The sequence below is a fragment of the Yoonia sp. genome (assembly GCF_046292185.1).
Classification (GTDB): domain Bacteria; phylum Pseudomonadota; class Alphaproteobacteria; order Rhodobacterales; family Rhodobacteraceae; genus Yoonia.
On sequence record NZ_JBKBQY010000096.1, the window covers coordinates 1 to 12353 of the forward strand.

Genomic DNA, 12353 nt, shown 5'->3' on the forward strand with positions numbered 1-12353 from the left:
CGCGGGCGAGCCGACACGCTATAACACCTATACGGTCGGTGGCAGCGTGCTGGCGCGGTTGAGCGATGCGCAGCGCGCAGAGATCGAGGATAATTTTGGTTTCGCCAACCGGACGCTGTATAAAACCGCGAACTTTGACCTTTACGGCGATGATTTCACCTGGGCTGCCGATTTCGAAATCGCCAATGTCGAACGTCCGCGCGAATATTACCTGTTCGAGCGGCAGCAATGGGGCATTTTTGTCGGCTTTCCGTCGCGTCTGGTGATCGACGGTCAGGAAGTCGCCTATGATGTGCCATTGATGCAGCGCGAACAGCGCAATGCGCGGGATCGTTTCGCCCAGATCCGCAGGCTGGAACAGCGCGATATCGGGCGGATCAACTACAATCAGGAACGCGCCCGACTGGATAGCCGCAAGGCCCTGCTGCAATTCGGTGAAGACGATCCCCGCTATCTGGCGCGGGTCGAGGCGAACAATGCCCGCATCGCCGAGATGCAGAATGAATTTGTCGAAGTGCAGCAGCGTATTTCCGATATCCGCGCCGTGGACAGCCAATACCGTGTCATTCTGGAAGAGGTGAATGGCCGCACCGTTGACACCAACCTCAGCCAGATCGTGCGGTTCTATGCCGCCAATGACGTGAACTGGTTCCAGCAGGCCGGTATCTATCTGTCGCGCTGGGGCGAATTCCTGACCACCGAACCGCGCGAGGCCAATACCCAGGGCGGCGTTCTGCCGGCGATTTTCGGCACGGTGGCGATGACCTTGCTGATGGTGGTTTTCGTGGCCCCGTTTGGCGTCATCACGGCGCTTTACCTGCGCGAATATGCCAAACAGGGTAAGCTGGTGTCGATGGTGCGGATTTCGGTCAATAATCTCGCGGGTGTGCCGTCGATTGTATACGGCGTGTTCGGTCTGGGCTTCTTTGCCTATACGATGGGCACCACGATTGACCAATTGTTCTACGCTGAACGGTTGCCATCGCCGACATTTGGGACGGGTGGTCTGCTCTGGGCCTCGCTCACATTGGCGCTGCTGACCGTGCCGGTGGTGATTGTGGCGACGGAAGAAGCCTTGTCCGCCGTGCCACGGTCGATGCGCGAAGGCTCGCTGGCTTGCGGTGCGTCGAAATGGCAAACCATCCGCTATGTCGTGCTGCCCAAGGCGCTGCCGGGGATTATGACCGGCATGATCCTTGCCATGGCGCGTGGCGCGGGCGAGGTGGCACCGCTGATGCTGGTGGGTGTCGTGAAACTCGCCCCTGCCTTGCCGATCGACGGGTTCGCGCCCTTCATCCACCTTGAACGCAGCTTTATGCACCTTGGTTTTCACATCTTCGACGTTGGTTTCCAGTCGCGCAATTCCGAGGCGGGCAAGCCGATGGTGTTCGTGACGACCCTGCTGTTGTTGGGGCTGATCATTCTGATGAACGCCACAGCGATCTATGTGCGCAACCGCCTGAAGAAAAAATACGCCGGCTCGCAATTCTAATTTCGGAGAGACAAAATGAATACGACAACCCAAAAAGCGCCGGTCCGGCAGGTTGAACCAACCGCCTATCACCTCAAGAAAAGCGACGAAGGTGTCGCGCTGAGCATTCAGGATTTCAAGCTCTGGTATGGTCAGACGCAGGCGCTGTTCGGGATCGACATGGAAATCCAGAAAGGGCAGGTCACAGCCCTGATCGGGCCATCGGGCTGTGGTAAATCCACCCTGCTGCGCAGCCTGAACCGGATGAACGACCTGATTGACGAATTGAAAATCGATGGCCGGATCGATGTCGGTGATTTCGACATGTATGGCCCCGGCGTCGATGTGATCGCGCTGCGCAAACGGATGGGGATGGTGTTCCAGAAGCCCAACCCATTCGCGATGTCGATCTATGACAATGTGGTCTATCCTTTGCGGGTCGATGGCGTGACCAAGAAATCTATTCTTGATGAAGTCTGCGAACGTTCGCTGCGCTCCGCCGCGATCTGGGATGAGGTCAAGGACCGCCTGAACGAAAGCGCGCTTGGTATGTCCGGTGGTCAGCAGCAGCGTCTGTGCATCGCGCGCGGCATTGCCTCTGATCCCGAAGTTCTGTTGATGGACGAACCTTGTTCCGCGCTTGATCCGATTGCGACGGCCAAGATCGAGGAATTGATCAGCCAATTGCGTGGTCAATACACCATCGTCATCGTGACCCATAACATGCAGCAGGCGGCCCGTGTGTCGGACAATACCGGCTTTATGTATCTGGGCCGGTTGATCGAATACGGTGCGACCGACACGATCTTTACCAAACCGCATAAAGAACAAACGCATGATTACGTCACTGGTCGGTTCGGTTAAAAGCTGATCCACCGCGTGTCTCTTGCCAGATAGGAATATTGCGATGAAGCCTCATACAAATACTGCCTTCGACCACGACCTTCAGGAACTACAGACCGCCGTCCTGCGGATGGGCGGGTTGGTTGAGGCGGCGATTTCAAAGGCCACCAAAGCCTTTGTCACGCGCGATCAGGATTTGGCCCATACGGTCGTCACTGGCGACAAACAGATCGATGCGCTGGAAACCGAAATCAACAGCGCCGTGGTGCGGATGCTGGCGCTGCGCCAGCCTGCCGCATCCGATCTGCATCAGGTGGTCAGCGTGATGAAGGTCGCGGGCGATCTGGAACGGTTGGGCGATTACGCCAAGAACCTTGGCAAACGCGTGCCTGTCCTGAACCAAAGCGACCTTGTCGAAGGTGCCGGCGCCGCGGTCAAAGGCTTGTCCACCCTGGTACAGTCGATGTTGAAAGATGTTTTGGACGCATATGTGCGCAACGATCTGGAACTGGCCAAGGCGGTGTTGGACAAAGACCGCGAAGTCGATCAGATGACCAATGCGATGTTCCGCGAATTGCTGACCCATATGATGGAAGATCCGCGCAGCATCACCGTTTGCATGCACCTTCTGTTCATCGCGAAAAATTTTGAACGTATGGGCGACCATGTCACCGAAATCGGTGAGCAGATCATTTTCGTCGAGACAGGTGAACAGCCTGCACCGCGACAAAAAGGTGAATCCACCAGCATGATCACTGATCCGCCGGGTGCAGATGCATGACACTATTCAGTGAAACCTTCAAATTAAAGGACCGTGGTGTAAGTCCGAAAGTTCTTGTCGTGGAAGACGAAATTTCCCAGCGTGAGGTTCTGTCGTATAATCTGACCGCCGACGGCTTTGATGTGTTTTCAGCGGGCACCGGTGACGAGGCGCTTCTTCTGGTCGCCGAAAAGGCCCCTGACATTATCGTTCTTGACTGGATGATTCCAAACCTTTCCGGGTTCGAAGTCTGTCGCCAACTTCGTGCGAACCCTAAAACCCGGTCCATCCCAATCATCATGCTTTCTGCGCGGTCAGAAGAACCGGATCGTGTGCGTGGTTTGCAGGTCGGCGCGGATGATTACGTCAAGAAACCCTATTCTGTGGTCGAATTGATGGCGCGGATCAGAGCCTTGCTGCGTCGGACAAACCCGGCGCTGGTGGGCGAGACGCTGGAATTTGAAGACATCAAAGTCGATGCCGAAAGCCACCGTGTTTATCGCGGCGATACTGAGGTGCATTTGGGCCCAACCGAATACCGCCTGCTGTTGGCGTTGTTGGAGCGACCTGGCCGGGTTCTGAGCCGGGAACAATTGCTGGATGCGGTGTGGGGCCAGGATATCTATGTTGGGTCCCGCACGGTTGATGTGCATGTCGGGCGGCTGCGCAAATCATTGATGATCAAAAACAGTTCCAACCCTGTGCGCACTGTGCGCGGTGCAGGCTATGCTTTAGGCTAGACATGCAATTCCGTGGTTGAAGCTGGAATGTGTTTCCCCGGCAGTATGACGCCTTGCGTCACGCAGGACGCGATCACCCGCGTAATACATCAGAACTGCCGTGCAACCGCCACGGACAAATTTTGTGTCCCGTAACGAAACTGTCACAACGATTCTCTAGGGGTGCTTGGGAAAGCTGATCGCGTAACCCTAGGAGATATAAAGATGAAGTTTAAGCAAACATTGTTGGCATCAACCATCGTTGCAGGTCTGATGCCCTTCGGCGCGGTGGTTGCGCAAGACGGTAGCCAGGTCAATGTCGTCTGTGTTGTATCTGAATGGTGTGACGCGATGAAAGCACCGTTCGAGGCCGCGACAGGCTACCGGATGGAATACCTGAACCTGCGGTCCAACGAAAGCCTTGTGCGCCTTCGTGCCGAAAGCTCAAACCCAACCTTTGACGTGTTCTATGGCGGCACCGGCGATCCGCATCTGGTGGGATTCAACGAAGGCGTGACCGAATTCTACCGCCCGGCAAATTACGAAGAGCTGAACGAGCAGTTCCGCAACGCCATTGGCGAAACCTATCTGCCGCTTTACGCCAATCCAATTGCATTGGTCGTGAATCCGCAAGTGCTGGAAGATGCCGGTGCGCCGATGCCCGAAAGCTGGGCCGACCTGACCAACCCAGCTTATCGCGGTTTGATGGGTATGGCTGATCCGAACAGCTCTGGCACGGCCTACACAGTGATCGCAACGCTGGTGCAATTGCTGGGTGAAGAAGAAGCCTTTGAATTGCTGGCTGGGATGCACCAGAATATGGCCGAATACACACAGTCCGGTTCTGGCTCGTTGGGTCCTGTGGGGCAAGGCGAATTGGGGATTGGCGTGATCTTCATGGCCGGTGCTGTGCGCGACAAAGCGATGGGTTTCCCGATTGAGATCATCGTGCCATCCGATGGCACCGGCTATGAAATCGGCGGGATTTCCCTGGTTGCCAATGGCCCAAACCCGGATGGCGGCAAAGCGTTCATCGAATTTGCGCTGTCGGTCGAAGGGCAGGAACTGGGCAATGTCGCTGAACAATTGCAGATTAAAGCCAACGTAAACGCGACACAGGCTGAAGGCACGCCAGACCTGTCCGCGATCAACGTCATTGATTATGATTTCGCTACCTATGGCGATCCAGAGCTGCAGGGCCGCTTGATCGCGCGCTGGACCAACGAAATCTTCCCCGTGCCACGCCGGTGAATAGTCTGAACCACACCATACATGCCGGGCGGAGACGTCCGGCATGACTTTTATCACCCTACGCGATAGCCTGATCGCCAACCGCGGTCTGTCTACGCCTGTTGTCTGGGCCTTTGTGGCGCTTACCTTGTGGCTGTTGCTGCCTCTGGGCAGGCCGGGGCGGGCGTTCTTTCCGCTGAATTATGATTTCCACGCCTTTGCGCTACCGCCGGGGGTTTATTGGCTGGTGCCTGTCGCCGCTCTGGCGATCTGGTTGTTGCAGACGACGCAACTGATTTCAGTTGATCGCATTGGCGATTGGCAAGCTGCCTTGGCACTGGTTGCTGCGGGTGGGGTGACAGTTTTCTTATTTAGCACCGGCACGCATTTCGGGTGGGGCGCTTTGGGCACGGTGCTGGCATTGCTTGTCTCTGCCGGGGCCGCATTCAGCAGCAATTCGCGGATCAGAGGCGACACCTTTGTTGGCGCAAGCGTGTTTATCGCGCTGGTCTTTGTTACCGTCTTCATCGTTTTCCCGCTGCTTTTGGTTTTACGCACCGCCGTCTGGATCGACGGCACACTGACGCTGGCCCAATTCGCGCGGACCTTTGCCAGCCCATTATTCCTGTTCCTCGACAACCCTTTCACCGAAATCTCCGAGCGTGGCCGTGTCATCAACATGATCCGGGCAGGTGCCGTGATCGGCGCGGGCCTCGCCCTTTGGCGTGTAGGAATCGGGGCGCTGTCATGGCGCAAAATCCGCGCGCTGGTGATCTGGACTCTGTCAGGCATGGCGATTGGCTGGGCCTTGGGCATCATGATCTGGGGCCGCGGTGCGCTGCCGTCATCCTTGCTCGTCGCGTGTATCGCCGCACCGGGCGGCACCGCCTTGGGATTTGCACTGGCGCTTCTTGGCCAACGCACCCGCAGTAAATCCTTGCGCGGGATGCTGAGTGTCGTCAGCGTGCTACCCTTCATCACCCCGCCTTTCGTGATCGGTTTTGCGATCATCTTCCTTTTGGGGCGGCGCGGGATGATCACCTATGATCTGCTTGGCATCGCCCCCATCGATAATCCGCTTTACGGCATCCCCGGCGTGGCACTTTCACAGATCCTTGGGCTTGCCCCGGTCGCCTATCTGATCCTGCGCGGGTCGTTGAACGGACTGAACCCGGCCTTGGAAGAGGCGGCGCGGACGTTGGGCGCAAGCCGCTGGCGGGTATTCTGCGATATCACATGGCCGCTTGTCCGGCCGGGCATAGCGGCGTCAATGCTGCTGGCAACCATTGAATCTATCTCTGATTTTGGCACTCCGTTGGTGCTGGGCGGGGACCGCAATTTCTTGGCAACTGAAGTTTTCCTCGCCCTGACAGGCCGCTATTCCCAACCGGAAGCAGCGGTTTATGGCACAGTCCTGCTGGCAATCGTCGCGCTTGTCTTTATCGGCAGCCGCGTCGTTTTGGGCGCGCAGGGCTTCACCACCGTCACTGGCAAACCGGCCAGTGGGGCGTTTCTGCCGCTGCCTGTCTGGTTCGAGGCCATCCTGACCGCAGTCGCGTTGTTTTGGTTCGTGTTCATCATGGCGCTGTATATGACAATTTTCTACGGCAGTTTCGTGCAGCTATGGGGGATCAACAACACGCTGACATTCCAACATTACCGTGAATTCTGGCAGGTTGGCTGGCCGGTGTTGTGGTATACGATCAAACTGTCCGCCGCATCCGCTGTGCCTGCGATGATGCTGGGAGGGTTGATCGCCTATCTGGTCACGCGGCACCGGTTCTTTGGGCGCAGCTATCTGGAACTTGGATCGCTACTCTCCTTTGCGACACCCGGCACGGTGATGGGGCTGGCCTATATTCTGGCCTTCAATGATGGCGCTTTGCTGATGACCGGCACCTCTGCCGTGATCGTGTTTGCGCTGGTGTTCCGCAACATGCCGGTGGCGATCCGCGCGTCGATGGCGGGGTTAAGCCAGATTGACCGCAGTCTGGAAGAGGCTTCATCAACCCTGAAGGCAGGGTCCGGTGTGACGATGGTCAAGGTGCTGGCCCCGTTGCTGCTCTATCCGCTGCTGGCCGGGCTGATCTTTGCCTTTGTGTCGGCGATGACCTCGGTCAGTCAGGTGATCTTTCTGGTCGGTGCGGGCAATAACCTTGCCACAGTGCTGCTGTTGTCTTGGGTCGAACAGGGGCGGCTGGGCCGTGCTGCTGCCATGGCGACAGTGATGATCTTTGGTCTGCTGGCGATGATCCTGCTGCTGCTGGTAGTGTCGCGCAGGGTTGATGTGCGCAATAGTAAAAAAGGAATGAAGTAATGACCGCCGCTGCCGTGTCGCTCAACGCCCTGACCAAGCGGTTCAACGCCGCCGCGCCGTCGGTGAATAACATCAATCTGGAGATCGCGCCGGGCACGCTTGTCACCTTGCTGGGGCCATCGGGCTGTGGCAAAACCACGACCCTGCGCATGATCGCCGGGCTGGAAACGCCCAGCGAAGGGCGCATCATGATCGGCGATACCGATGTGACCCGCATGCCGCCCGAACGGCGCGATGTAACGATGGTGTTTCAATCCTACGCCTTGTTTCCGCATATGGATGTTTATGCCAATGTCGCCTACGGTCTGCGTGTCGCCCGCCGCCCCGTGGCCGAGGTGAAAGAGCGTGTGGCAGAGGCGCTGGCCCTTGTCGGCCTTGACGGTTTCGGGGACAGGCGTGTGGATGCCCTGTCCGGTGGCCAGCAACAACGCGTCGCCTTGGCGCGTGCGCTGGTGATGAAGCCCAAGGTGGTGCTGTTTGACGAACCCCTGTCCAACCTTGACGCCAAGTTGCGCCGCAGGGTGCGGGGTGAAATCCGGGCCCTGCAACAGCGGTTGGGCCTGACGGCGGTTTACGTCACCCATGATCAGGAAGAGGCGCTGGCGATTTCCGACAAAGTCGTCGTGATGAACGCAGGCCGGATCGAACAGATCGGCAGCCCGCATGAGTTGTATCACCGCCCCGCCAGCCTGTTTGTCGCCGATTTCGTCGGTCGCGCCAATGTGTTGCAGGCCCGCTGGGACGGACAAGCCGTGCAACTGGGAGAAATGTCGTTGCCAATGGACAGTCCCCTACCTGTGGGGCCAGTGCAATTGATCCTGCGCCCCGAAGGCGTGCGCCTTGCCCGCAACGGAGAGGCTGGCTTGTCCGGGCGTATCACCGATCTGGCCTTTGTTGGCGGCGCGACCGAGGTCAGTTTTGACACAGCCCTTGGTCAGGTCGAAGCGGCCGTGCTGGAAACCGAAGCTGCAGGGCTATGTGTGGGGGACACCCATCGGCTGGCTTTTGATCGATCTTCCACCCACATTCTGCCGACCAATGCGGCCTGAATAACCTGTCACGGTGCGGCAGGATTTGCTGCGCCCCTTACAAGAAGAAACATATGTCTGCCAAGCGCCTGCACCTGATCCGCCATGCCCAATCCTTGCATAATGCCGCCGCACTGGCTGTCCCCGATGAAGAGCTGATTAAGCGCGACCCGGCTTTGCGCGATGCCGCCCTGTCGCCGCTGGGCCACCAGCAGGCAAGGGCCTTGGCGGATGAGATGACCGCGATCAAGGATATCGAACTGATCGTGATCTCACCCTTCACCCGCGCGATCCAGACCGCGCAACATGCTTTTGGTGATGCGGATATCCCGCGGCTGATCCATGATCTGCCGCGCGAAAGGCTGGACAGTTTCTGCGATGTCGGCCGGTCGCCCGCGCAACTGGCGCAGGATTTCCCGACATTGGACTTTGCCCATCTGGATGATCCGTGGTGGTATCATGATCCCGCACACGATGCCCCGTTTACGCAGGAACCCTGGGATGTGCTGGATCAGCGGATCAACGGTTTTGTCGCGTGGCTGCAAGGGCGGCCTGAAAACCGCATTGCAATTGTCGCCCACAGCACTTTTCTACGCATCTGGACCGGAACGCCTTTTGCGAATGCGCAACGCTTAGAAATTACACTCTAAAGATGTTTTCTATGGCCCTGTCGGAGCGGTGCGGCGTCGCGCAATTTTCGCTATCACGAATAAAGTTATTTTCCTGCTACCAACGGCGACGTGTCGCCATCGCCAATGTCGTTCTGGTGGATGAACCCATCGCTTCAAGATCCAAACCAAGCTGGCAGACGATGGATGCTTCCACAACATCAATCAACAGTCCAACGGTGCTGTGGAACTTGCGCAGTGTCCAGATCGCGCATGAACGGGTTGAGATGACGTTCTGAGCATCGCTTGCTCCCGCTCGGGTCGCAGTTTAGCTTAGGTTCATGGATTATCTGATATTTCTGGGTTCTGCCCGCGACAGCACGCCGCCACGCCCCGCAAGACTAGGTGCGCGTGTTGCCGCGGCCTGCTGTCGGCTTGTCATTGCACGGGGCCATAATGCGCAGCTCATTGATCCGCTCGACTTTGATCTGGGTGGCGTATTCAAACCTCATTTCGCCTATGCTCCGGGCAAAGCGCCAGAAGCGCTTGATCAACTTGCCGAGGCGATTTTGGTCGCTGATGGCTATGTCATGGTCAGCCCTGAATATAACCACGCGATGTCACCTGCTCTTGCGAATTTGCTGAACCATTTCGGCGCCTCGCGGTTTGCTTTCAAACCTTCCGCCATTGTGACCTATTCCGCCGGACAATGGGGTGGCGCACGGGCTGCGATGTCGATGCGTGGCTTTCTATCCGAACTCGGCTGCCTGCCAGTCTCAGCCATGGTGCATATCCCGAAGGCGCAGGAGGCGTTGGCAGAGGACGGGACTTGGGTTGCCGAACCGGACAGTTGGGATGGTTACATTGGCCGCACCCTGACGCAGCTTGACTGGTGGGCCGAAGCGGCGAAGCGCCAGCATGCCGAAGGTAAAGCGCAAACGACGGAGGCGTTTGCGCAAGATCCCTCACAACGCAACGCTCCGTAAGTGTTATCAGATGGTGCAGATAAGTTCAGGTAGGTTACGGCGATAGCGCTCTCCCGCAACCAAATTTAGTGATACCTATCAATGCGTCATCCGCCACCTTCGGGTGGCCGTTTGCGTTGCGCAAATGCCAGTGGAAGCACTTTGGAAGCAAATACGGCGAACCCAGAACTGTTGCTCCAGCGCAACGCCCGCGCAGACCACATCATGCGCCGATCATCCAGCATGATCCCGAAATTAATTGAAGGAGAAGATAGTCATGGCCAAGAACGCTGATCTAAGCGGCTTCACGACAGCACAAACCAAATCCGAAACCGCGATGGACAAAACCGCACGTGCCGTCAAAGAGATCAAAGACGCAGACGCCAAGCAACGCGAAGATAAGATCACCCGGTTAAGGAAGGCCCGTCACGAAAGTGAAGCTGAAGCGAAAGCAAATCCGGCGTCCTAACCGCAGCTCGGCGAACTTAGAGGGGCTCGGTTGATCTGAACAGCCGGGATAATTTGATTTTCTGCGCAACAGCGGCATTATGCTGCAAGCGAGGAGAAGGCCGTGGCAAGACGACCGGCCCGGAACCAAAGCCCCGCATTCAAGGCGAAGGTGGCGGTGGCTGCGATCAAGGGCGAGAAGACTCTGATCAAGCGGACACAGGGGTTCGGCGTTATTCAAACCAGATCAGGTAGTGGCGCGACCAGCCGCTTGAGGGCGCGACCGGGGTATGCGGTGATTGGACCACAGGCTGAGCCGTAACCGGTGATCGACCTGAAGACCCTGCATGCGAAGATCAGAGAGATGACGCTGGAGAATGATTTGCGTGACACGCTGCGCGGTAAACGCCCCCGGTTCGAGAGAGTCGCGTAGGGTTTGTTGCGGAGCGCAAGAAAATAATCGGTCCCACCACCAAGCTGAGCGTCAGCCGCCAAGCGATCATGCTGGGGATCAGCCGGGGCAGTGTCCCCTACGAGCCTTGCCCGGTGTCGGACACCAATTTCAAGCTGATGCAGCATATCGACAAGCACTACATGGAGTGCCCTTCGGGGGCAGTCGCATGCTGCAGGGGCGGCTGGTGCAGGCAGGGTTTATGGTTGGGCGGTTACATGTCGCGACTCAGACGAAGCGCATGGGCAGAGGCCCGTTACCGCAAGCCGAACACCTCGAAACCGGCGTCTGGTGGGCACAAGATCTATCCCCACCTGCTCCAATTATCTGGCAGCCGTGCTGAATTAATCCAAGCGGCGTAATCTGGCATGGCAGGTATCGATCATGCCTGAGGGTCATCATCACAGATATGCCGGGATGTCGCGACGCGGTCTACGAGGGCGTCACCGGCTTTCTGTGAACTCCGCGCAGCGCAGATCCGCTTGCCGCTGCAAAAGAGCGGTTTGCCTTATTGTCATCAGAGGCGCGACAGGCGATGGGTCATGCTGCCCGACAGCGCGCCGAAACCTGTTTCGATGAGGCAATCGTCGTTGATGCCTATCTGGCGCAGCTTGGCAAGGCAGACGAACCGAAAACCAATACGGACGAACATTGATGACTGAAACAGCTGCTATTCTGATCCGCGTACACTCCGTCGCGGTCTGGGCCGTTCAGCCGCGCGTCGCGTTTGGGTTAACTCTGCTCTTGGCGGTGATTGTCGCTGTTGCCACGCTGACCCCATCCGACATACTTCCCTCAGCCCCTGGCAGCGACAAGTTGCACCACTTCCTTGCTTTTGGCGCGATTGCTTTTCCGGCGGCGCTGGCGAAACCGCGCGCGGCCCTCTGGATTGTGCTGGGTGTATCTGCTTATGGTGTGGCAATCGAGATAATGCAGACGAATGTCGGGCGTCATGGTGACGTCAAGGATGCGCTGGCCAACACGCTTGGCGCCATGTGCGGCACGGCGTTGGGTGCAGCTATGCGTGTCGTCATTCTTCGCGACTGGCGCAACCGCACTTGATCAACAGAAGGCGGCGGGTGTTCGGATGCGCCCTGCCATGCAGGGCTGCGCTATATGTCCGACGGCAAAGGGCCGCAGCCAGATACCTGCGAGCGCGAAGCCCTGCTCGATATCGCTGTCATCGGTGAAGGGCAGAGAGGCCGGCCCGATCCTGCAGGTCCATCCCGTGCTGCTGATCATTTTCGCGCTGACGGCCAACCGCTTTATCGTCAGCGGCATGACTGCGGGGCAGTCAAGGGCGAGCGCCGCGCCGCTTCGTCACGGTTTCCCCTAGATCGATCTGAAAGCCAAGATCGATCACCGGAGTGAACGGCCCACCCGTCAGCCGCGCCAGCAATTCTGTCATAGCCCGCGCACCGATCCCATAGCGATCGGTGCACACGCTGGCCAGCCGGGGGATCATTGCCTGCCCGATATCGAGTGCGTGAAAGCCGGCAATCGCCATGTCATCC

At 57.9% G+C, this 12353-nt stretch carries 12 protein-coding genes and 2 pseudogenes; 13 read left to right on the forward strand and 1 reads right to left on the reverse strand.

Features of this window, described 5'->3' with window-relative positions; all coding sequences use genetic code 11:
- The 13 genes and pseudogenes from pstA to ACK4TM_RS14715 all read left to right on the forward strand — a co-directional run.
- Positions 1–1492, forward strand: a 1492-nt coding sequence (pstA, locus tag ACK4TM_RS14655) for a phosphate ABC transporter permease PstA (RefSeq protein WP_409702560.1), incomplete at its 5' end; no start/stop codon positions are given.
- 15 nt (positions 1493–1507) lie between these two features.
- Positions 1508–2335 carry a phosphate ABC transporter ATP-binding protein PstB gene (pstB, locus tag ACK4TM_RS14660; protein ID WP_409702562.1) on the forward strand — a complete coding sequence of 276 codons (828 nt, stop codon included), beginning with the start codon at positions 1508–1510 and terminating at the stop codon, positions 2333–2335.
- 43 nt (positions 2336–2378) lie between these two features.
- Positions 2379–3095 carry a phosphate signaling complex protein PhoU gene (gene phoU, locus ACK4TM_RS14665; protein WP_409702564.1) on the forward strand — a complete coding sequence of 239 codons (717 nt, stop codon included), beginning with the start codon at positions 2379–2381 and terminating at the stop codon, positions 3093–3095.
- Positions 3092–3814: a phosphate regulon transcriptional regulator PhoB gene (gene phoB, locus ACK4TM_RS14670; RefSeq protein WP_409702566.1), complete on the forward strand. Its 723-nt coding sequence runs from the start codon at positions 3092–3094 to the stop codon at positions 3812–3814. Before phoU ends, phoB begins: the two co-directional genes overlap by 4 nt.
- Before the next feature lie 204 nt (positions 3815–4018).
- The gene (locus ACK4TM_RS14675; RefSeq protein WP_409702568.1) at positions 4019–5044 is read left to right on the forward strand and encodes an ABC transporter substrate-binding protein; all 1026 of its coding nucleotides are present in this window, start codon (positions 4019–4021) and stop codon (positions 5042–5044) included.
- A 43-nt stretch (positions 5045–5087) separates the two neighbouring features.
- Positions 5088–7340, forward strand: coding sequence for an ABC transporter permease subunit (locus ACK4TM_RS14680; RefSeq protein ID WP_409702570.1), 2253 nt, complete (start codon positions 5088–5090; stop codon positions 7338–7340).
- Complete coding sequence (locus ACK4TM_RS14685; RefSeq protein ID WP_409702572.1) at positions 7340–8389, forward strand: ABC transporter ATP-binding protein; 1050 nt, start codon at positions 7340–7342, stop codon at positions 8387–8389. The genes ACK4TM_RS14680 and ACK4TM_RS14685 overlap by 1 nt, the downstream gene beginning before the upstream one ends.
- Before the next feature lie 53 nt (positions 8390–8442).
- Positions 8443–9018 carry a histidine phosphatase family protein gene (locus tag ACK4TM_RS14690; protein WP_409702574.1) on the forward strand — a complete coding sequence of 192 codons (576 nt, stop codon included), beginning with the start codon at positions 8443–8445 and terminating at the stop codon, positions 9016–9018.
- A gap of 11 nt (positions 9019–9029) precedes the next feature.
- Entirely contained in the window at positions 9030–9275 is a 246-nt protein-coding gene (locus ACK4TM_RS14695; protein WP_409702576.1) for a hypothetical protein, read from the forward strand.
- A gap of 42 nt (positions 9276–9317) precedes the next feature.
- The gene (locus ACK4TM_RS14700) at positions 9318–9962 is read left to right on the forward strand and encodes an NADPH-dependent FMN reductase (RefSeq protein ID WP_409702578.1); all 645 of its coding nucleotides are present in this window, start codon (positions 9318–9320) and stop codon (positions 9960–9962) included.
- Positions 9963–10218: 256 nt separating this feature from the next.
- Positions 10219–10410, forward strand: coding sequence for a hypothetical protein (locus ACK4TM_RS14705; RefSeq protein ID WP_409702580.1), 192 nt, complete (start codon positions 10219–10221; stop codon positions 10408–10410).
- A 102-nt stretch (positions 10411–10512) separates the two neighbouring features.
- A pseudogene (locus tag ACK4TM_RS14710) lies at positions 10513–11162 on the forward strand (IS3 family transposase); the annotation flags it as partial.
- Between the two features lie 331 nt (positions 11163–11493).
- Complete coding sequence (locus ACK4TM_RS14715; RefSeq protein ID WP_409702582.1) at positions 11494–11901, forward strand: VanZ family protein; 408 nt, start codon at positions 11494–11496, stop codon at positions 11899–11901.
- Between the two features lie 232 nt (positions 11902–12133).
- Here ACK4TM_RS14715 and ACK4TM_RS14720 read toward each other — a convergent pair.
- Positions 12134–12353, reverse strand: a pseudogene (locus tag ACK4TM_RS14720) (hypothetical protein); the annotation flags it as partial.